Here is a 20622-nt window from a genome sequence, read left to right as displayed (position 1 = left end):
GCGTCAGTTCGAAGGATTGAGGTTGGCATGTGGTGAATAGCGCCAAAGGCGCTTTGGGTGAGTTAACGGTTGTCGTTGACCGCCAGAATGATTCGCTGCTTGCCTCGTTAATTGCAATACTCAGGAGGGTATATGTCTATTGTTCCACGTACCGTAACATCTCCCAAAAAGTTTATTATTGGGAAAGGTCTTCTCGGCCAAATGCATGACTACGTTAAAGATTTTGGTGACAACGCATTTATCATCAGTGATGAATTCATTCTCAATCGAGTGCAGGAAGAAGCCGTATCTGCACTACAAGCCGCAAAAATCGAAGCGAAGGCCGAGAAATTTAACTACGAATGTAGTGAAGCCGAAATCAAACGCCTCGGTGCGCTGGCCGAACAACAACGCGCTAATGTGATCGTTGGTGTCGGTGGCGGCAAAACGCTCGACTCGGCTAAAGCGGTTGCTTATTACCACAAACTGCCCGTGGTGCTTTATCCAACCATCGCTTCTACCGATGCACCATGTACCGCACTGGCGGTGATTTATACCTCCGAAGGCGAGTTTGAACGCTATCTGTATCTGCCACAAAACCCAGATGCGGTGATTGCCGATACCTCGATTTTGTGTGCTGCACCGCAACGGTTTTTTGCCGCGGGTGTTGGTGATGCTTTGGCAACCTATTTTGAAGCACGCACTTGTTATGCGGCCGATGGCATCAACTTGGTACTGAAAAAACCATCGCGTACGGGCTTAGGTTTAGCAGAGTTGTGTTATCAACTGCTGCGTGAAAACGTTGCTGCTGCGATGGATGCGGTGAAAAACAAAATTGTCACCCCCGCATTGGAGCAAACTATTGAAGCAACCATCTACCTCAGTGGTGTTGGTGCAGAAGCTGGTGGCTTAGCAGCAGCGCATGCGGTGAACAATGGCATGTCTGCCGTGCCCGATCTGCACCGCGCACAACATGGTGAAAAAGTGGTGTTTGGTTTACTGACTCAACTTGTGTTGGAAAATGCGCCGAAAGCTGAAGTGGATGAAGTGGTGCGTATTATTAAAACTGCCGGTTTGCCACTGACCTTGGCCGATATGGGACTACAAAACTTTGTGGAAGCAGAGTGGCGTACCGTTGCCAAAATTGCCTGTGCCGAAGGCGATACCATGGGCAATATGACCATGGCGCTGAGCGAAGATGATGTTTACCAAGCCATGGTGGCGGCCAATGCGATGGCGGAGCGCTATAAAGCACAAGCTTAACGGCGATGATTGACATTAATAAGCTGTCCATGCGGAGAATGCCACTCGCTTAAGAGCGAGTGGCATTTTTATCTCTAGAGCGTGATGGATATGTCTGTTTAGCAAACGCATTGAGGCGATATTTCTGGCAAAAAACTCGGCGCAAGTCTTTAACTCTGTAGATCATTGGTATAAAAAATCGGCCTCAACAATGTTGAGACCGATTATGACGTCTGCTCAGGATCGTTCAATAACTTAAAGCGATCGGCATTATCCATGCGGACGGCTTAGTGCAGCCGCAAAATGGTGATGCGTTACAGCGGGATAGCGTTGCCATTGAGGGTAGCATTACCCTGATCTAACGCCGCTTCCAACACTAGCTTGCCATCTTTCTCCTGCAACATACCGGTTTGCACTAGTTGCTCCAGCACGGTGCTAGATTGACTATCCAACATCTGCTTTTGTTCATCTGGTGACATTTGGGCAAATTGCGCTGAATAAGCTAACTGCTCTTTCAGTACCATGTTGCTAATAAAAGTTGCCATGCCTTTATCGGCCTCAGCATTAAGATGCGCTTTCAAGTGTTGCAACCAGAAGAACTTATCACCCAGCTGCTGTTGTGTCAGCGGTTGGTTAATCTCGGCGATGCTGCTATCGAGTTTGGCGGTCAATTTACCTTCAGGGATTTCAGCACCCAGCTCTACATTCATCTGTGGTGACTTTTTCAGTAACTCCGGCAGCTTGTTCTCAATCAGACTAAACATCTGCATCTGCACTTCGTCGGTATCATGTCCGGCACGATAGCCGTCTTCGATGAGTTGTTGAAAGTCACGCAGGAAACCGTTGTCGATATCATCGATACCCATCGACAGCATCATATTGTTGAGGGTGATATCTTGGTAATGCGCTTCGCCCAGCTCATAACGCATTTGAATACTGCTGGTGTCTTTAGCGGTATCAATCGTATTTGCAGCTTTGATTAGCAACTTGGCAGCGTTGAAGTAATCTGAGGTAAAGCTGCCTACTGTGACGGTGGTTGACGAGGCGTACAGGTCCCCAGCCAGAGCGCCAGCTAAGTCGGTCTCGGCCGTGAGTTCGAGCTTGATGTCTTTGATAGCCGCATCAAATTCACCTTCACTGGTGAGCGAATCCGAAGAGCCTGAATAGTTGAGCGTTTTGCCAGCCCAAGAGCCATTGCCCTCATAGCCGCTAAATTTAAAGGTAACTCTGCCGGTGTCATCGCTAAAGCTGGCGGCGGCCAGTTCATCATGCACATATAAACTGTTGGTCAAAGATGAGGTGACGACGAGTTTCGCCAGCGGCTTATCTGCATCCCAAGTGAGGTATTGGCGCAGTGGCTCCGCGGCGATTTCTGCGCTTGAGCTGTAAAGTCCCAGCAGGGCATTTTCATCAAATAGCAATGGACCAAATGTAGTGTTGAGCGTGACATCGGTATGCAGCTGCGGCAAGCTCTCCGCAATAGGGTCATTGGCGAATTGTGGCAGCGAAGCCATATCAAGTTCTAACGCAAGCTGAGTCTTAGCGCTGAACCAACCTTGTTCATTGCTAAGAATGGTCACTTTATAGCCTGGTGTGCTGTTGAGCTGGGCAATCACATCTTGCATCTGCTGCTCAAAACGTGAACTAGCATATTTAGGTGTGGCAACCACGGCACCCGCAATTACAACCGCGCCTACGAGCAATAGTTTCTTCATGAAAAATCCTTTTAGTTATTCACCTTGCTCGCAAGTTTACGAACAAAAATCGAGTGTATTCAGAAGCGACCTAAGCCACGGCTTAGCTCTGAAAGTTGACATAATATGCCATTGAATGCATCGAAAAAACAAGGGGTAACTGAAATTGAACTGGCAGATGCGAGATTTTTCTCTCGTTAGTAGATAGGTTATAACGGCCGCTGCGGGGAGAAGCAGCGGCCGCCAAAGTGGTGTTACGCCAGCCAGTGAGTGACCGGTTTTGCCAGCCAAGCTAATAACTTAGGTCGATAAGTCAGCAGCAGCACGACACTGGACGCGGCTAAGGTGAGTAACATCGCCCAATTGACTAAACCGATGGCGATGCTGTCGATAGTCAGCATCGGCCACAGCGACATGATTAACGCTACCCAACCCATTAAGGTGAGCAGACGTTGTTGCGTCTGCGACAGGGTGACATCCACAATTTTATTGGCGTTACGGCCAGTGTTGACACACAGCAGATTAAAACCAATAAAGGCCAAGATAAATCCAAGTAAAGACATGTTACTGCTCCTGTAAGGTGTCGGCTTGGGGGCTGGAATAAGGCTGCTGAGCGGGTGTCGGAGCAGTCGCCTTGGCGGCGGTCAATTTCAACTGCACTTGGCGAGCGGCATACAGCAGCGACAAGCCTAACGCCAGCGCAGTGAGATCAAAGCCAACCACCGCAAACTGACCTTGCTGCAGGTTTTGCCAAATAAAGTTACCACCAGACAGGCCGTTTAATAGCGGCAGCGATATTAAGCCCAGCGCGGCCAACAGCAGTTGATCACGCCATGCGGCGAGATGCGGCCGCAAGATGGCGTGAATGAGGCACACCCCCCAGACGATAAAGAAGCCATTGATCTCCCATTCGGCGCGATTGGCTTGCGTCGCAGGTACTAAGCGGTTGGCCCAGAAAAAGCCAGCCACGGCACACATTAACCCAGCAATGGCGGCTACGTTGAGGCGCTCGACTAAGCGATGGCCTTTCGGCGATGTACCGAGCTTTTGCCGCTCTTTTTCACGGGCGACTAACCACATCACCAAGCCGGAGGCGATCATCACCGAACCCAATACGCCAGATAAAAACAGCAAGGCGCGCGTGAGTGGTGTGGCAAACAAGCCCATATGGGTGGCCAGCATAAATTTCCAGATGGTTTCAGCCGCGGAGTGGCCGCGCTCTGCTGGTGGCATAAACTGCCCCGTAACACCGTTGTATTGCAAGTTCGCCAAACTCGATTTACCGGTAAAGAGTGAGGCATCTAAGGTAGTGACCGTGATCTCCGCATCGGCTTTGCCGGGGCGCTTAATATTGATGGTGTCTATGCCGGAAGGGGCACGCTGCAATGCATCGGCAGCAATGCTGTTGATGTCATACAGCTTGGCACTGTTGGGGTTGGGTGCACTGCGTTCGCCATTGTTAAAGCCACGATAGTCACGTAAGAAGCCGCGCGGATCGCCATTGTATGCGGCGCCAGCCACCACCGGCAGTAACTGCCCAGCTAAAAAGAGTAAGCCGGAGAAGGTGAGGATCAGGTGAAACGGCAGCGCAATGACGCTGGTGGCCGCGTGGGCATCCAGCCAAGAGCGTTGTCCTTTACGCGGGCGAAACGAGAAGAAGTCTTTAAAGATATTACGGTGGATGATCACCCCAGTAATGATCGCAACAAACATAAAGAAGGTCGCGATGACCACTAAGGTACGGCCAATGCTCCAATGCATGCCGTAGAGTTGGAAGTGGAACCGATAAAGGAATTCACCACCGGCCGTTTCCCGTGGGGTGATCACTTGCCCAGTGGCAGGGTCCATCACGAAATACTTTATGCCACGGAAGCCGTCTAGCGGCTTGAGTTGACTGCTGCTGGTGGCGTTAGCCGCTGCTGCTGAATCATGGTGTTGCTCGGCGTTTGCGGGACGCTGCTGTTCCGCCTTGGGCGCATGATGATTGTCAGCTTTGCCATTTCCTCGGCCTTCTGCAGGTTCCGGCACCCGCCAGCGGACTTGATAAACTGGCGAACGCGCCGTTGGGAAGTCAATGGTCCATTGCTCTGCATCGCGGCCATATTGATCCAGTAAGGCGGTGGCATGCTCAAGCCCTCGGCCATGGTCATAAATGGTGGCCTGCTGCGTTTCGGGCTGCATCCATTGGGTGATCTCTAAACGGTAGAACGACAAAGTGCCTGTGACAAAAATGGCAAATAATAGCCAGCCAACAGGTAAGCCACTCCATGTATGTACCCAAGTCATCGACTTGCGAAATGAACGTTGCTTATCAAACTTCACACTATTGCTCCTGTCAGCCAGTAGAGAATGCCTGACGCTATGGCGGCTGGCACGGCTAAGCCGATAAAGGCACCAATGATGGTGCGGGCATGAAATACCCAAAGTACGGCCAATAATTGCGCCACGAAGCCGAGCATAATCGCGCTCATGGTGGCGTCTTTTGCTGGCATGGCTAAAGTAATGGCGATTGCTGAACCCATCAAAATGGCAATGGCATAACTGCCAAGTAATGCCAGCACACAGCGGATGCTGGTGTTGAGCCAACCTATGCGATCCAGTGGCGTATAAATGGGGTTAACCGAAATCATGATGATGTCCTCATCAAATAGACTGATATAACGGCAAAAACCGCGCTCATGGAGCACGGCATTTTGCGGGGATTAAACTGGTTAGAACGAGTAGGTTGCTTGCGCATAGTAAGCGCGTCCAGGCTCGTTGTAGGTGTTAGCACCTTCACCTGAGTTGGTTGATTCACGGTACATACGACGGTCAGTTAAGTTGGTTACGCCGAAGCTGAAACGCAATGAATCATTGAGGTGGTAGATACCGCCAAGGCTGAACAAGCTGTAGGGTTCGCGTTCACGTAACGCATCGCCATCAGCATCGGCACCAGTTAATGTCATGGTTTGTGGCCGTTGGGTGCCATAGCGTGTCCATGTGAAGGATAGCGACAGGTCATCAATCACTTGCCAATCGAGCATGGAGTTGATGGTGTAACGTGGGATCACTGACAGTGGTTGGCCTGTAGTTTCGTTACGGTTCTTATCCATGTAAGTGATGTTGGTGTTCCAGTTTAGCACTTCACCGTATTCACCAATAACAGGGACTTTGATGTTACCTTCAACACCTTCAACAATGGCTTTATCAGCATTGGTCCATTGCAGTAGATAGGCACCATTGTCGTTTTCGCCGTAAGGGACTAAACCGGATACGATTTTGCCGTCATAGTCGTTACGGAAGTAGGTCACACTGGCATTCCAACCATCGTGTTGGTATTGCAAGCCCACCTCTTTGTTAACGCTGGTCTCTTGGTCAAGGTCATCATTACCGAGGATATAACAACCGGAACCTTGGCTTGGATATTGGTTCGGGCAACCGTTACCACGGGTGTAGTACAAATAATCTGGGTTTGATTGGTATAAGTTGGGTGCCTTAAACGCCTTGGCGATCCCCACACGGAAGGTCAGATCTCGAGTCAGTTCATAAGAGCTGCTGACATAAGGACTAAAGTTGCTGCCGAACTTGTCGTAATGGTCCATACGTAAGCCTGCAGTGAACATCCATGCTTGGGTCAGCTCAATGTTATCTTCGGCGTATAAGGCTTGGTATTTGCTGTCAGATTTACCAGTACGTTCATCGCTCAGACCATCGATTGCGCCGCCACCTGTACCTTGTGACACCGAATACGGATCATCCAATTTGTCTTGGCCGATTTCGAACCCCACTGTGCCGTTGTGCGCCATGTCCCACAGTTTGAACGGAACGCTAGCGCTACCCGCGAGTTCATAGGTTTCGTAGCTTGAAGTTGACCATTCGGTGTCAGAGGTGATGCTACCTTCACGACCACCAGCTAGCCCTTCGTTCATGCGGTGGTTACGGCTATTTTCGTAGGAGAATGACAGATTAGTATCACCCCAGTCCCAACTGCCGCGGTGGGCGATAGACGCGCTCTGGCGGTACATGACGTTGGTTTCAATGCCCGCATTGGCCAATTCATTGATCAACTCTGAGCCGTTCTGGCTAACAGCGCGGTCACCAGCGTAGATGTTACCTTGGCGGCTATAACCTGCTTCAAATTCAAATACTTGATGTTTCGATGCATCCCAACGTACTAAGCCGTTGATATCTTTATTACGCACCCCTTCACGGCCTGCGGGCGGAGTTGCTGTTTCGCTGCTAGCAAAATCACTGTTCAGGCGAGGATCATCCGCATCGGTCTTGTTGATGTTACCGTACAAGCGGAACGACAACTCATCGGTCAAACCGCCTGACAGGTTAAAACCAGCACGTTCGCCAGCGCCTTCTAGGCTATCTTTAGGCTGATTGGTAAACAGTGACACACTGCCATGCAGGTCTTTAGATGGTGCCTTGGTGATGATGTTGACGACACCACCAGATGCGCCTGAGCCATAACGTGCTGCCGCTGGACCACGCAGAATTTCAATACTTTCCACCGCATCAACTGGTACCCAGTTAGTATCACCGCGGCTGTTGCGTTCACCTGAGCGCCCCATACGTACTGAGTTACGTGAAGATACCGGTTTACCATCGATCAAAATCAGGGTGTTTTCTGGCCCCATACCGCGCAAGTCGATTTGGCGGTTGTTACCATATTGACCGGAAGCACTGTTACCTGTGAGGTTTACACCGGGCATTTTACGAATAATATCGGCTAGATCATTTGCAGGAGGCCGACGGGCTAAATCTTCTGATGTGATAAATGACACGCCCAGCGATTGTTTGATCTGTTGCTCAGCCGTACCCACCACAGTAATTTTTTCGTCCATCTGACGTTTTTTGCCTTGGCGTTGGCCAATAATTGAGGTGGTATCAGCGGCCTGTGCTGCATTGGCATTAGGGCTTTCGGTGTCGTTATTATTCGCGTGTGCCATGCCTGCCGCTAAGGCGAGGGTTAAAGCGCTCACTACCGAAACCGTAGTGGGGACTGACCGGATCATTTTTCGCTCCCGTTAAAATCACAAATGATAATTATTAGCATTCGCGGTAGGGTAGCTGCGTTGTTTAAAAAACTCAAACCAGATTTTGTGGATAATTAATTAAGTATTACTTAACTAGGTGGTTACAACAGAATAATTTATCGTTAAATCGGCTATAAGCAGTTGGTTGTCCCTGTTAACATAGCGTAACTCGCGGCTATCTTCTCCGCATTGCTGTTTGGTCTGTAGAATTTGATGATGTTATCTGTGATCTCCATCTCTTCTGAACAACGTACCCGCATCGCAGGCTGGCTTGTCTGCGTTACTGCTATGAGTTATCTGCTAGCCATTGCGCTGAATATCTCGTTGTTCATTCCTACCATTATTGCTTGGCTTGCAGTAGCCTTTTGTTGGCCATCGTTAGGTCAATCGGCGCACAAACAGGCGGCGATTTTGTTTGGCTGTGGCGTGCTGATGTTGCTATGGGGCGCGATTAAACAGGTGGAACTTGGGCTGTTTGATGCGGTGTCACGTAATCTACCTTTGTTAACCATGTTTGTCGCAGTGTCGTTTCTGGCACTCACCAATCCCGAGGCGGAAGACACCTCACAGCCAATGGGTAAACGTGGTTTCTGGTCGACGATTCTCTCCTGTCATCTGCTCGGGGCGGTGATCAACTTATCCATCATTTTTGTGGTGGGCGATCGTCTACAACGTAAAGCGCCGCTGACCCGAGGTCAAATCGTGGTGTTGATGCGCGGTTTCTGCTCCGGCGCATACTGGTCGCCATTTTTCATCGCGTTTGGGGTGGCGATGACTTACGCCCAAGGCGCGCAGTTGACTCATACCATTGTGCCGGGCTTATTACTGGCATTGTTGATGGCGGTATTTACCTATTATGAAATGCGTCGCTATCGGTTGAACGGTTTTCGCGGTTATCCACTTAAGCGCGACAGTCTGGTGATGCCCATTATTCTCGCTGTCTGCGTGTTGCTGCTGCATACCCTGTACCCAGAGGTGCATATTTTGACCATCATCAGCGTGGCCGCACCGGTGGCGGCGTTGGTATTTTTGAAAGGGCGCCCACGTAAACAAGTGTTAGTGAATTATGTGGAGCGCCGTTTGGCGGGGGTGGCTAGTCAGTTTGCGCTGTTTTTAGCGGCAGGGGTGTTCTCTAGCGGGGTGGCGGCGCTGCTCGCTAGTTACCCAGCATTGTTTCAGTTCAACATTGAGCACGTCTCGCCGTGGGTGTTCTGGGGCGCGAGCTTAATCATGATTTTGGTGGGCTTGATTGGGATACATCCACTGGTGAGTGTGTCGTTGGCCAGTCCGTTGTTGCTGCCTATCGCTCAGGATTTGAATCAGCTGGCATTTTTGTATCTGTCTGTATGGGGTACCGCTACGGCCGTAAGCCCATTGTCTGGTGTGGGCTTGGCAATGGTCAGTCGTTATCAGGCCAACAGCCTCGGTATTTTGCGTGACAACTGGCGTTATCTGCTGTTTATGTGGTTCAGTGCTGGGGCGCTGAACTGGTTGATATTTTGAAGTTAAGCGGCATCAGCTCCATATAAAAGATGCCACGCAATTGCGTGGCATCTTGTTACTTAATCCGTCAGTTAATCTTGGTAAGGTGACTTGCCACCCTCCGCTATAAACTGATCGATGCGGGCATCTAGCACCGATAGCGGTACTGAGCCCATCTGCAATACGGTATCGTGGAAGGCGCGAATATCGAACTTCTCACCTAACGCCTTTTCCGCTTTTTGGCGATTTTTCACAATGCTCATCTCACCCAGATAGTAAGACAGCGCTTGCCCCGGCCAAGCGATGTAGCGATCCACTTCGGTAGTGACTTCATGGGTCGATAATGCGGTGTTATCCAGCATATACTCTTGCGCTTGTTTACGCGTCCAATGCTTGGCGTGGATACCGGTATCCACCACTAAGCGGGCGGCGCGCCACATTTGATAGCTCAGCATGCCAAAGACTTCATACGGCGTGTGGTACATGCCCATCTCTTCACCAAGTTTTTCACTGTACAGTGCCCAGCCTTCACCAAAGGCTGAGATGTAATAGTTACGGCGAAACTCCGGCAACGCTTTATTTTCTGCGGCCAATGGCATCTGAAACGCGTGACCGGGAGCGGATTCATGCAAGGTCAGCGCGGGCAGCGAATACAGTGGCCGTGCAGGCAGGTTATAGGTATTGACTAAGTACACGCCTGGGCCACCGCGACCAGCGGTGTAGTAAGGGGCGATGTCATCCGGCACGGGGATCACCGCAAAGCGACTACGTGGTAGCCGCCCAAAATACTGTGCCGCTTTACCATCAAATTCTTTCGCAATCCATGCGGCGCGGTCGAGCAATGCTTGCGGGGTTTTGACGTAGAACTGCGGATCGGTACGCAGAAAGTCGAGAAACTCTTTTAAGCTGCCGTCAAACTTCACCTGTTGCATCACATCAAACATGCGCTGCTTGATGCGGGCCACTTCGTCTAAGCCGATCTGGTGGATCTGCTCAGCAGTCAGATCGAGTGTGGTATAGGTTTTGATTTGTGATTGATAAAACGCTTTACCATCCGGTAGGTCATAGGCCGCCAGTGAGTCGCTACCGTGCGGAATATATTCATCACGCAGGAAGTTGAGTACCTGTTTATGGGCCGGGATCACCGCGTCTTTAATCGCTTTTAGGCCAGCCTGTTTTAACTCGGCTTGTACCTTGGCTGGCAGGTTAGCGGGCATCTTATTGAATGGACGATAAAAGATATTGTCAACGCCTTTGGCGTCGACCACAGAAGCCGCAGTGGCATCGCGGCCTTGCAGGCTGATCTTCGGCAACACAAAACCACGTTTCATGCCTGCCCGCATGTTATCAATGTTCTGCGCAAAGTAGCGTGGCATATCGGCCAACCATTTGAGGTAGTTGCGATAGTCTTGCTCGGTGTGGAAACCGTCGTCAGCCATGTAAGTCAGATCGCCCCAAAATGAGGTGTCGCCAGACAGCGGTCGTTCATACACTTTGTTGGTGATGTCGGAGATCAGTGAGCCGATCTGTTGCTGGTACACCAGCAGGTTCATCTGATTTTCGGGCGTGAGTTGACGGCTATCAATGGTGGACAACTTTTGTTGCACATTTTGCCAGTAACTGAGGTTGGCTTGTTGCTTCGCTAAGCTGACATCCGGCAGTGATGCGGGCACGCTAGTGACCACACTATCTTCGTTAACGCCGTTTTGATCCTGACGCCATTGCCACTCAGTTTTATAAATACTTTCAAATGCTTGGTCGGCATCGCTTGCCATCGCATGAGAGAGTGGTTGTAGAGCCAGAATTGATGCTAACAGCAACATGCGTGGAAAAACGGGTTTGCTCGGCACTGCTTTCTCCTTGTTGTATTAGTATTGTTATTTCGTATACGTTATAAAAAGAACATGAAACCTTTTTTACGTCAATCGCTAAGCCAGTGGTGAGCTATGAGCTGCAGCCAACTATCACATGACTATACCGTTGAACTCATGCTGCCAGCAGGGGTTTTTAGTGCAAGTGCTAGTCAGCAGCCGATAGTAAGCAAATGTGTGTAGCGCTAAGATAGCGGCTACGTTTGCCTCACTCGTGTTGAGCTGAGCGCGATAACAATAGAGAGAAAATATGAGCACCAAAGGTATCGGCGGCAGTACGCCGGAACAAGCGTTGGCACGCCTGAGTGATATGACCGGCGGCGCAGCTAACATTGAACTGGGCGATTTCCAAGCCCGCATCGCCAAAGCGCAGGCTTATATGCGCGCTCACGGCATTGCTGCGCTGTATGTTAACTCGGGCACTAATCTGAGCTATTTCACTGGCATCAAATGGGGTGTAAGTGAGCGTTTGATGGGGGCTGTGTTGCTGGCGAGTGGGGAGATTTACTACCTGTCGCCAGCATTTGAGATTGATACCATCAAACAACGTTTGCTGGTGGAAGGGGAGATCCTCGGCTGGCATGAACATGAAAGCCCATATGCCCTGCTGCTGAATTCACTGCATGAGCGCGGCATTAGCACAGGCAAATTGGCGTTGGATGAGTCGACCCAGTTTTTTATGGTGGATGGCATTCAGCAATTGGCAGGCGAGCTGCAGATTATCAACGGTTTTAAGGTGACGGCGCATTGCCGTATGCACAAAACCACCAAAGAGATCGCGTTGATCAAGCAAGCGATGCGAATGACGCTGGAAGTGCATAAAGCGGCTGCTAGTATTTTGCATGAAGGCATCACCACCGCCGAAGTGGAAGCCTTTATAGAACAAGCACACCGTCGAGTGGGCGCTAGCGGCTCTTATTTTTGCATTGTGTTGTTTGGCAAGGCGACCTCTTATCCGCATGGGGTAGAGTATGTGCAAACGCTGCAAACCGGCGATATGGTGTTAATTGATACTGGCTGCAAGCTGCATGGCTATCACTCCGATATCACCCGCAGCTATGTGTTTGGTGATGCGACTGCTAAACAACAACAGATCTGGCAAGCAGAGAAAAATGCACAGCTGGCGGCATTTGCGGCGGCGAAGTTGGGTGAGCCTTGCGGCAGTGTTGATGATGCGGCGCGAGCATCTCTGCAAGCCGATGGATTAGGCCCAGACTATAACGTACCGGGCTGCCCACATCGTACTGGTCACGGATTGGGGATGGACATTCATGAAGCGCCATATTTGGTGCGTGGTAATTCAATCCCGCTGGAAACTGGCATGGTGTTCTCCAACGAACCGATGATTGTGGTGCCAGAGCAATTTGGTGTGCGTTTAGAAGACCATTTCTATATGGGCGACACTGGCCCAGAATGGTTTACTGAACCTAGCCACAGCATTGATAACCCGTTTGCGCTGTAACATTTACCGCGCAGTTGCATCTATAACGCCATACAGTGCAAGGAGCCAATGTGGTAGCAGGATATTATGTTAGTAGCGATGCTCGCTTGTTGGATATCGATGTCGTCCACGGCTTTTTATCGCAGAGTTATTGGGCTAAGGGAATTCCACTGGCAACGCTGCAACGCGCCATCGACAACTCGTTGTGTTTTGGCGTGTATGCAGCGAGCGGCGAGCAGGTAGGCTTTGCGCGGATGATTACCGATCGCGCCACTTTTGTGTATCTGGCGGATGTATTTGTTTTGCCTGCACATCGCGGCCTCGGGTTAAGCAAGTTGCTGATGAGTGAGATAGTAGCGCATGCGGATCTGCAAGGGTTACGGCGGATGGCGCTGGCGACCAGCGATGCTCACGGCCTATACCAGCAGTTTGGTTTTACCCCGCTCAATCGTGCCAATACTTTCATGGAGTTGTGGCAGCCCAACGTGTATCAGTCTGCTTAGTTCAGTGTGCCGAGGCCATTTGGCTGTTGGTAGACCAGCTTCGATAGCTGGCCTTGCTGTTGCCGCTGAGCGAGAGGACAACGGCGTGCTGCTAAAAAAACGTTGGCCGCATCCTTGAGGGTGTGATGTGTGTCACAAAAATTGTGGGTGTAAGCTGGTGTTATACGGCACTGCAATATCGCTAGCCGCAAGTGGTTAGCGGTAACCCGCTGTATTTTCACATTTTTCGTTCAACATAAGGCAATCACATGCCCGCTAGACCGTTTAACTTATTATTCGCCGCCAGCACTAAGCAGGGCGCTATTCTCCGCGTTAGTGTTATTGCTAGCAGTCATCCATCCATAATGGCTCATGCTGTTTTCCACCACAGGGTTAGCTAACTCGCTGATATTAAACTCAACGCTTGCGTAAGTTTACCCGTGACTACCTTAACTCAACCCCGACCGGTGAGTCTTTTCAGGTTATCCCCGCCTTGTTATGACAAAAATGGCGGGCGTGACCACCCGACCTTGTTCCTCTTCTTTGCCAAGCAGTTGGTAAGGACAGCACGACGATTGTCGTTCCCATCTATTTTCTTTCCCATAGTTAATGGCTATTTGCATGCTCATGTCTGCCCGCAGACTAGGCAGGCCGCGCCCGCTCTTCTCGTGACGACACGACCTTTCGAACATGTATACCCCGTAAAACAGATGATTAGACAATCCTATATTGGTCGCTATTGGCGACAACTAACCCTATGTAAAACCACCTATAAAATGAATAGATAAACAGGAGACTTCCCGTGTTAATTTGGTTAAGTGCTGGTATCTGCCTAGCACTGGTTGCGATTATTTTCATTCTCTGGAAATGGGGCAACTTAAAAATGATTGGCGTTACACCGGTCAAAACCTTCACTTTTATTGCAATTTTATTTACCTCTGGGCTTGATGTCGGATTGATCATGTTTCCGCTAACCGAGTTCAATCGTTACAGCAGCCAAGCAGATTACGGCTTTACCAATCCGTTGGCGATTGAGTTTGGTTTTTGGGGCTTTTTCATCTGGGCGTTTTACTTTCTTACCTGTTTTTACTTTTGCATTATTGAGCCAAAAGTGAAGTTCTTTGAGATCCGCTGGGTGCAGTTACTCAACAACGTGGTGATTATTGGTACCTGTGCCTTTACCGCGTTTCTATTGTTGAAAAACTTGCCGTGGTATCTGCCATCGTTGAGTGATAGCAAAACCATTGAACCGATTTTTTATCTGATCGTGTTTGCCGCAATTGCCTTGGCGGTATACAGCAGTACCGAGTTGAAATATGTGCGGTTGCTGAGTTTGTCATCGACGGTGATGTTTCTCGCGTTGATTGCCTTCATGTGGGGCAGCGCCTTTGTGTGGGGCGATAGCCATATCAGCCAGTATTTTGCGGAGGAATTGCTGCTGTCAGGCTACTTTGAAAACATTCAGCACTTTCTATTTCCTATCAACAAATACCATGCGTTTTATCTGTTTTGGTGGTTGGCATGGAGTGTGATGATCGGCCAATTTACCGCGCGGTTTGCTGGCGGATTACGTACCTGGCAACTGCTACTGGCGATGCTGGTGTTTCCGTCAATTCCCATCGCCTTGTGGTTTGGTGTGCTGTGGCACTATCACCAAGCGCAGATACCCACCGCTGGTATCCGTAATCTCATGATGGTGGTTGTAGGGATTCTGTTTGTGGTGAACTCGCTCGACTCGCTAATCCGTTTGTACACCGACAACTTAAAGCTGTCGCCGCAGCGGTTAGGACGACGCAACTATTTGCTGCTTAACTTTGCGGGGTTGGTGGCATTAACACTACTGTTCAAGGCCGATTTCATCAAAATCCAGTGGGTGGGGGCGTTAGTCATCGGGCTATTTTACTGCTGCCTTGCTTATATTCTGCATAAGAAATTGCGCTCAGTGAGTTTGATTAACAGCTCACCGAAGGAGAATAAGCTCAACTTCGATAAGTTTAATTTGAGCCATTAATGATTGGCAGCATGGCAAGGAAAAAGCACGCCGCGTGTCTGCTGGTATCGCGTTCGCTGGTCGGTGCCTGCGTGCTTTGCCTTGTCTGTGCGGTAAGCATTTGTGCACCTATTTGGTTCGTTGTCCGCCGATTTGCACTCTTATGCATCAATTAGTCGCCGCGGCTTTTTAAAAATATCCATAAAAATAACCAGTTAATTATTGGCACAAATATCGCTAATATACCGTCGCTTTTTATGGTTTTCGGTTGTTATACAAACATCGATTAACAAGGGCTTAGTGCAAAGGCATCGCTAGCATGCTGTCTGCTAAGTCAAAAACCATTGGTATTTAATATTAAGTATTCAATGGAGTCTTGTTATGTCGATCCCGTCGATAGAGCCTGCTGTCGCCAGTATTCGCCCCACTGCACAAAAATGCGCCATTCGTGGCAGTTTGCTGCACTTTATTGCTAACCCTGCCGATGTGGCTGTCGCCACAGAGAGTTATCAGTACTTCGCTGATGGCTTGTTACGGATTGAGCATGGGCTGATTGTTGAGTTACGCGAATATCACCCAGAGGATGCGATCCTTTATCCTGAGCTGGAAGATCGTTCTGGTCAGCTGATCATGCCTGGGTTTATCGATACCCATATCCATTACGCCCAGACCGAAATGATCGCCGCCTATGGTGAACAGCTGTTGGAGTGGTTGGAGACCTACACGTTCCCCACTGAGCAGCAGTTTGCCGATAAAGCTTATGCCACTAAGATTGCACAGTTTGTGATCAATGAACTGCTGAAAAACGGCACCACCTCAGCATTAGTGTTTGGGACTGTACATCCACAATCAGTGGATGCGATTTTTGAACAGGCTGCCACGCATGATATGCGCCTGATCGCCGGCAAAGTGATGATGGATCGTCATGCGCCAGATTACCTGCTCGACACCCCAGAATCGGGTTACCGTGATAGCAAAGCGTTGATTGAAAAGTGGCATAACTGCGGCCGTTTGCAGTACGCCATTACCCCTCGTTTTGCGCCGACCTCGAGTGCGGCACAGCTTAAACTCGCGGGTGAGTTGCGTGCTGAATATCCTGACACCTATGTACAAACTCATGTCTCTGAAAACAAAAATGAGATTGAGTGGGCCAAGTCGCTGTTCCCTGAATGTCGCGGTTACTTTGATATCTATCAGCATTTTGGTTTAACTGGGCCAAAATCGATTTTCTCCCATGCGATTCATTTGACCGATGAAGAGTGGCAAGTGTTCAGCGAGACTGACTCGGTTATTGCCTTCTGTCCTACCTCAAACATGTTTCTCGGCAGTGGCTTATTTCCACTCCAACGTGCCAGCCGTGAAAACGTCCGAGTTGGCTTAGGCACCGATGTGGGCGCCGGCACCAGTTTTTCGCCGCTGCAAACCTTGTGTGATGCGTATAAAGTGATGCAACTGCAAGGACAGAAATTATCCGCATTAGATGGCTTTTATTTGGCGACGCTTGGTGGCGCCAAGGCACTTAGCCTCAGTGATAAAATTGGGACGCTGGCCGTGGGCAGTGAGGCCGATTTGGTGGTGCTCGATTGGGCGGCAACCGCGGTGCAAAAGCTGCGAATGGATAAGGCTAATGCGCTGGAGGAGCGACTGTTTGCGCTGATGATGTTGGGTGACGACCGCAATGTCGCCGCCACTTATGTGGCTGGCCGCTGTGTCTATGATGGCGCTAATCTGCGCTAGTTAGCTCAGCGGCGGGGCGGCCGCATCGTGATATTGGCTTGTACAAAGGCTACGCCATTTTTACCCTGTTTTTTCACTTGGTACATGGCGTTATCCGCTAGCTGATATAGCGCACTAAAGTCATCACAAGGGGTGACAAATTGGCAAACGCCGATACTCAACCCCAACTGCAGGGCAGCGCCTTCTAACTGAATGAGCTGTTCCGTTCGCGCTAGTAACGCGCTGGTAAAGTCGTTCAACTGGCGCTTGTTGATATGGCTCACCAACATCACAAACTCATCGCCGCCCATTCTGCCAATGTGTGTCGCGGGTGGTGCTAGTTCTGATAACCAGTCCGCTACTTTAATCAACACCTTATCACCGCATTGATGACCGAACTGATCATTGACTAGCTTAAAGTTGTCGATATCAATAAATACCAAGGCCGACTGTAGTGGTTTGTGCTGCTGGTTGAGTTGCTCAAATTCAAACTCAAATTTATGTCGGTTCAATGTGCCCGTGAGCGGATCGCTGCTCGCCAGTTGTGCTAGCTGTTGCTCATAGCGTTTTTCTTGGGTGATATCGATATGTGTGCCCATCATCCGCAGCGGCCGACCTTGACTGTCATACTCCACCACGCGACCGCGATCGGTGACCCAATTATGGCGCCCGCTCTTATGTAGCATACGATGCACCACTTGGTAGCACTCGGTTTTACCGGCTAAATGATCTTCCAGCGCACCCACCACATAATCATAATCCTCTGGGTGTATTTTGCTTTTCCACGTGTTGACGGTAGCGGCCAGCTCTTGTGGCTGAAAGCCAAGCATCTTGCCCCATTCCATATTAAAAATGGTCAGCTGGCCGCTTGGCACATGTTGTTCCCACAGGCACAAGCCTGTGCCATCCAACGCGGCGGTGAGTTTTTCATTGAGGCGTGCATTTTCACGCTGTAAGCGCGCAACTTCTTGCTCAAGTCGTTGTAACTGCTTCAGGTGCTGATCCATGGTATGTGGGTGTTTTGGCTAAGTTAATGTCATCGACAGTCGTCGGCTACGCCAAAGTGTGGTTAAGCACTCGGCGACAACTTATCAATAGTATAGTTGCTGGGTTTAATGTTAATGATAAGGTGCATAATAAGCGAGCAATTCATTTATTTTACTGATGAGACTCAGGCCGTTATGCTCGTAGGTTACAGCCATAACAAGGAGAGGTTATGCACTATTACAGGATGTTACTTATTGGCGCTGTGATGTCTATGACGGCACATGCTGCCGAGCCTAAGTTGTTACCTGCAGAGCTTGTTCAGGCGCGAGAGCAGCAACAGCAACTAGCACAACAGACATTAACCTCTTTTCCGAAGATCGATAGTGTGGCCAAATTGATGCAATTGGCTCAACAAGATTCGCCATTAGATGCTTTCCCTCCATCACAAAAACAGCAGTTTATTGCCAGTGTTCAGTTTCGGCAGCAGCAACTGAGCGACTTTGATATGGAGTTGCTAACGCGGGAGCTTACGCCCACCGAGATCTATCAGGTGCTATTACTGCTCGGCGCGGGTGAATATACGCAGTTCTGTAGTCAGCTCGCTCGGGTTCAAACACCGTTGGATATTTACCTACTGACCTATGGAGCAGAAAAATGATGCGAGCATGGGGTTTTGCGCTTTCGTTGTTGTTAAGCGGGTCGCTCAGTGCCCAACCATTTTGCCAAGCGAGCAACAATGAAGACGGGGTATACCGCGCATTGCAACAGATAAGGCATATGCCGCAGAGCGTGGACGCTACTGCTGACCACTCTTCGCAATACGCAGAGGTGTTTGAGCAATGCCAATTGGCACAGTTGGTAACTGAGTTGACTCAAATAGATAATGTGGCACTGCATAAGTTGTTCTTAGATCTCAATACCATCAGCTTTTTCACATTAGATGAACGGCATATCGCCGCGATGCTGTTGGTGTTACGAGAGCAGCAGCGGCGTGGATTATATGTCGCACACCTCGCACAAAATCTTTATGAACGTTACCTTGTGGCTCGCGCATTGCCCCAAGCACAGGCAATTCGTCAAGAGTTTAAGCTAATGCCTTTGCCTGAGTATGCCGTGGCCGCTTATCAGGGAAGAGGTCTACTGCGTTTATCTGCAGATCAGCTTGTGCTCTCGGGAGATACCGCTGAGCATCGCATGATTATTATCGCGGCGCCTAAGTGCCATTTCTCACAAAATTTTTTAGCTTGGGCAGATGAGCAACCTCAACTAAAGCGGTGGCTAGCGAGCAATGCGTTATTTTTGTTACCGCCGAGTATGAGTAACGACCTAGAAAGCGTGCGCCAGATGCAATGGCAATATCCTTGGTTGCCACTCGCAATTGCCTATAAAAGCAACGAGTGGCCGCAAATTAAGCGCTGGGGAACTCCTAGCTTTTATTTTCATATTGCTGAGCAGTGGCGAGGCTTTAGTGGGTGGCCTGCTGGTGGTAATGCCACTCAGTTTATGGCGTTACAGCAAAAGTTACTGGCTCACGGCGATACAAATTAAGAGATGTCACGCTTGGTATTGGGCATATCGATAGTAAATAACGTCTCATCTCGTAAATCACATGGTGTCTGACAATGCTGGCAGCTGGCACGTTTAGCGCAGCACCATAGGCATAAACGCCACACCGCTTGTTTCGATTCCTTGTCCAAGCATTTGATATCTGCCGCACATAATTCGCCTGCTAAGATCAACTTAGCCAGTGTCTCTTCACTGATAGCGAGATTGATATTCTTGGTCATGTGGCACCCTTGCTCGTCGTTAGCGTTACCCTAAAATATACGTTAATGAGAATTATTATCAAATGTGATGTGTGGTTTTGTTGCTAACCGCACAGCTTGCTGGGGAAATAGCGAGGGGAGCCACTATGGTGGCGCGACAAGTCCGTTGCCATGTGGCTCATGCTTAAACAGACTGTTTGTGCGGCGGCTTCATTAAATCGGTTTAACTTAGCGGAAACAGCCAATATTGGCGTTATGATGTAGCTCATTTGGCCATCACATCACTACTTAACCGCTGGTGCGTAATCGCGGTGAATGGCCAGTAACGCGTGGGCACATATGTGGGCGTTATTGGCCGCCGCGTGGTGATCTTAGTCGTGGAGATGAGGAGATGATTTTGAACCGTTTACTGAAAAATATGATGGTGCTGCTGAGTTGGGCAGTGCTGGCATCAATGTCTGCGAATGCCAACGCTTGGGAGTTGGCTGATGAAGATGTTATCGCCATGACGCAGCAACTGGAACAACGGCCGCTCGCGCCGGAAGCCGACAGTTTACGGCAGCAACTTTATGAATGGACTACCGAAAGCGATGCGGTGATGATCACTGTGTGCGATGTGCTTGGACCTATCCCCAGTGATGAAGCGTTACCATACGCTAAGGAACTGTTAGTCCAATCATTTTTTGGCAATGCGGCCTACCAACTCCAGTATCCGGGCAGTAAAGATGACCAACTTAAGCTGCAACTTGCGGGCATAACCAGCATGCTGAAAGCTTACCGCAATATCGTCAAACAGCAGCCAGATGCCCGTATTGCGACCTACGACACTTGGCTCAAAGCACTAGATAGTGACAAACTAGCACAACGCTTGCTGCCAACCATTGCACAAAAATGTTTGAGCGATGATCCGCGGCAGAATCAATTTGCGTTGTTAAGATAATTTATCGGTGG

17 protein-coding genes are annotated in these 20622 nt (G+C 49.7%); 9 read left to right on the top strand and 8 right to left on the bottom strand.

Going from position 1 to position 20622, the window contains the following annotated elements:
• Positions 1 to 132 precede the first annotated feature (132 nt).
• Positions 133 to 1242 (top strand): glycerol dehydrogenase, encoded by a 1110-nt coding sequence (locus tag ACN0TT_RS14875; RefSeq protein ID WP_417762935.1) that lies wholly within the window; start codon positions 133 to 135, stop codon positions 1240 to 1242.
• Positions 1243 to 1535: 293 nt separating this feature from the next.
• On the opposite strand, the gene ACN0TT_RS14870 is transcribed toward ACN0TT_RS14875, so the two are convergent.
• The 5 genes from ACN0TT_RS14870 to ACN0TT_RS14850 all read right to left on the bottom strand — a co-directional run bounded on the left by ACN0TT_RS14870 (position 1536) and on the right by ACN0TT_RS14850 (position 7915).
• Positions 1536 to 2936: a DUF945 family protein gene (locus ACN0TT_RS14870; RefSeq protein WP_417762934.1), complete on the bottom strand. Its 1401-nt coding sequence runs from the start codon at positions 2934 to 2936 to the stop codon at positions 1536 to 1538.
• 233 nt (positions 2937 to 3169) lie between these two features.
• Entirely contained in the window at positions 3170 to 3478 is a 309-nt protein-coding gene (locus tag ACN0TT_RS14865) for a DUF3325 domain-containing protein (protein WP_417762933.1), read from the bottom strand.
• A 1-nt stretch (position 3479) separates the two neighbouring features.
• Complete coding sequence (locus ACN0TT_RS14860) at positions 3480 to 5237, bottom strand: PepSY-associated TM helix domain-containing protein (protein WP_417762932.1); 1758 nt, start codon at positions 5235 to 5237, stop codon at positions 3480 to 3482.
• A complete protein-coding gene (locus ACN0TT_RS14855; protein WP_417762931.1) occupies positions 5234 to 5545 on the bottom strand; it encodes a hypothetical protein in 312 nt (103 codons plus the stop codon). Before ACN0TT_RS14855 ends, ACN0TT_RS14860 begins: the two co-directional genes overlap by 4 nt.
• 81 nt (positions 5546 to 5626) lie before the next feature.
• Complete coding sequence (locus ACN0TT_RS14850; RefSeq protein ID WP_417762930.1) at positions 5627 to 7915, bottom strand: FepA family TonB-dependent siderophore receptor; 2289 nt, start codon at positions 7913 to 7915, stop codon at positions 5627 to 5629.
• Positions 7916 to 8149: 234 nt separating this feature from the next.
• Here ACN0TT_RS14850 and ACN0TT_RS14845 point away from each other — a divergent pair, with 234 nt between their 5' ends.
• Entirely contained in the window at positions 8150 to 9439 is a 1290-nt protein-coding gene (locus ACN0TT_RS14845) for a hypothetical protein (protein ID WP_417762929.1), read from the top strand.
• A gap of 71 nt (positions 9440 to 9510) precedes the next feature.
• Here ACN0TT_RS14845 and ACN0TT_RS14840 read toward each other — a convergent pair whose 3' ends face one another.
• Positions 9511 to 11268 (bottom strand): DUF885 domain-containing protein, encoded by a 1758-nt coding sequence (locus ACN0TT_RS14840; protein WP_417762928.1) that lies wholly within the window; start codon positions 11266 to 11268, stop codon positions 9511 to 9513.
• Between the two features lie 271 nt (positions 11269 to 11539).
• Between ACN0TT_RS14840 and ACN0TT_RS14835 the strand changes: the two genes are divergently transcribed.
• The 4 genes from ACN0TT_RS14835 to guaD all read left to right on the top strand — a co-directional run bounded on the left by ACN0TT_RS14835 (position 11540) and on the right by guaD (position 16939).
• Complete coding sequence (locus ACN0TT_RS14835; RefSeq protein ID WP_417762927.1) at positions 11540 to 12751, top strand: M24 family metallopeptidase; 1212 nt, start codon at positions 11540 to 11542, stop codon at positions 12749 to 12751.
• A 50-nt stretch (positions 12752 to 12801) separates the two neighbouring features.
• Positions 12802 to 13233 carry a GNAT family N-acetyltransferase gene (locus ACN0TT_RS14830; RefSeq protein ID WP_417762926.1) on the top strand — a complete coding sequence of 144 codons (432 nt, stop codon included), beginning with the start codon at positions 12802 to 12804 and terminating at the stop codon, positions 13231 to 13233.
• 781 nt (positions 13234 to 14014) lie between these two features.
• Positions 14015 to 15223 carry a BCCT family transporter gene (locus ACN0TT_RS14825; protein ID WP_417762925.1) on the top strand — a complete coding sequence of 403 codons (1209 nt, stop codon included), beginning with the start codon at positions 14015 to 14017 and terminating at the stop codon, positions 15221 to 15223.
• A gap of 360 nt (positions 15224 to 15583) precedes the next feature.
• Complete coding sequence (gene guaD / locus ACN0TT_RS14820; protein WP_417762924.1) at positions 15584 to 16939, top strand: guanine deaminase; 1356 nt, start codon at positions 15584 to 15586, stop codon at positions 16937 to 16939.
• Positions 16940 to 16944: 5 nt separating this feature from the next.
• Here guaD and ACN0TT_RS14815 read toward each other — a convergent pair whose 3' ends face one another.
• Positions 16945 to 17925: a diguanylate cyclase domain-containing protein gene (locus ACN0TT_RS14815; RefSeq protein WP_417762923.1), complete on the bottom strand. Its 981-nt coding sequence runs from the start codon at positions 17923 to 17925 to the stop codon at positions 16945 to 16947.
• Between the two features lie 209 nt (positions 17926 to 18134).
• Here ACN0TT_RS14815 and ACN0TT_RS14810 point away from each other — a divergent pair, with 209 nt between their 5' ends.
• Together ACN0TT_RS14810 and ACN0TT_RS14805 are read left to right on the top strand one after the other, a co-directional pair.
• Positions 18135 to 18563 (top strand): hypothetical protein, encoded by a 429-nt coding sequence (locus tag ACN0TT_RS14810; protein ID WP_417762922.1) that lies wholly within the window; start codon positions 18135 to 18137, stop codon positions 18561 to 18563.
• Positions 18560 to 19453 (top strand): hypothetical protein, encoded by an 894-nt coding sequence (locus ACN0TT_RS14805; protein ID WP_417762921.1) that lies wholly within the window; start codon positions 18560 to 18562, stop codon positions 19451 to 19453. Before ACN0TT_RS14810 ends, ACN0TT_RS14805 begins: the two co-directional genes overlap by 4 nt.
• Here ACN0TT_RS14805 and ACN0TT_RS14800 read toward each other — a convergent pair.
• Positions 19450 to 19692, bottom strand: a complete 243-nt coding sequence (locus ACN0TT_RS14800; protein WP_417762920.1) for a hypothetical protein — start codon at positions 19690 to 19692, stop codon at positions 19450 to 19452. The genes ACN0TT_RS14805 and ACN0TT_RS14800 overlap by 4 nt on opposite strands.
• A 376-nt stretch (positions 19693 to 20068) precedes the next feature.
• Between ACN0TT_RS14800 and ACN0TT_RS14795 the strand changes: the two genes are divergently transcribed.
• Complete coding sequence (locus tag ACN0TT_RS14795) at positions 20069 to 20611, top strand: hypothetical protein (protein WP_417762919.1); 543 nt, start codon at positions 20069 to 20071, stop codon at positions 20609 to 20611.
• Positions 20612 to 20622: the final 11 nt, after the last annotated feature.

Origin of the sequence: Shewanella sp., from assembly GCF_048265805.1 — a bacterium.
Lineage (GTDB): Bacteria > Pseudomonadota > Gammaproteobacteria > Enterobacterales > Shewanellaceae > Shewanella.
This window is presented reverse-complemented; position numbering and strand designations above follow the sequence as displayed.

What these genes read in the sequence shown, in the direction of transcription:
- ACN0TT_RS14875 (WP_417762935.1), top strand. Translation starts at nt 133, where the DNA reads ATGTCTATTGTTCCACGTACCGTAACATCTCCCAAAAAGTTTATTATT.
- ACN0TT_RS14870 (WP_417762934.1), bottom strand. Translation starts at nt 2,936, where the DNA reads ATGAAGAAACTATTGCTCGTAGGCGCGGTTGTAATTGCGGGTGCCGTG.
- ACN0TT_RS14865 (WP_417762933.1), bottom strand. Translation starts at nt 3,478, where the DNA reads ATGTCTTTACTTGGATTTATCTTGGCCTTTATTGGTTTTAATCTGCTG.
- ACN0TT_RS14855 (WP_417762931.1), bottom strand. Translation starts at nt 5,545, where the DNA reads ATGATTTCGGTTAACCCCATTTATACGCCACTGGATCGCATAGGTTGG.
- ACN0TT_RS14850 (WP_417762930.1), bottom strand. Translation starts at nt 7,915, where the DNA reads ATGATCCGGTCAGTCCCCACTACGGTTTCGGTAGTGAGCGCTTTAACC.
- ACN0TT_RS14845 (WP_417762929.1), top strand. Translation starts at nt 8,150, where the DNA reads ATGATGTTATCTGTGATCTCCATCTCTTCTGAACAACGTACCCGCATC.
- ACN0TT_RS14835 (WP_417762927.1), top strand. Translation starts at nt 11,540, where the DNA reads ATGAGCACCAAAGGTATCGGCGGCAGTACGCCGGAACAAGCGTTGGCA.
- guaD (WP_417762924.1), top strand. Translation starts at nt 15,584, where the DNA reads ATGTCGATCCCGTCGATAGAGCCTGCTGTCGCCAGTATTCGCCCCACT.
- ACN0TT_RS14815 (WP_417762923.1), bottom strand. Translation starts at nt 17,925, where the DNA reads ATGGATCAGCACCTGAAGCAGTTACAACGACTTGAGCAAGAAGTTGCG.
- ACN0TT_RS14810 (WP_417762922.1), top strand. Translation starts at nt 18,135, where the DNA reads ATGCACTATTACAGGATGTTACTTATTGGCGCTGTGATGTCTATGACG.
- ACN0TT_RS14805 (WP_417762921.1), top strand. Translation starts at nt 18,560, where the DNA reads ATGATGCGAGCATGGGGTTTTGCGCTTTCGTTGTTGTTAAGCGGGTCG.
- ACN0TT_RS14800 (WP_417762920.1), bottom strand. Translation starts at nt 19,692, where the DNA reads ATGACCAAGAATATCAATCTCGCTATCAGTGAAGAGACACTGGCTAAG.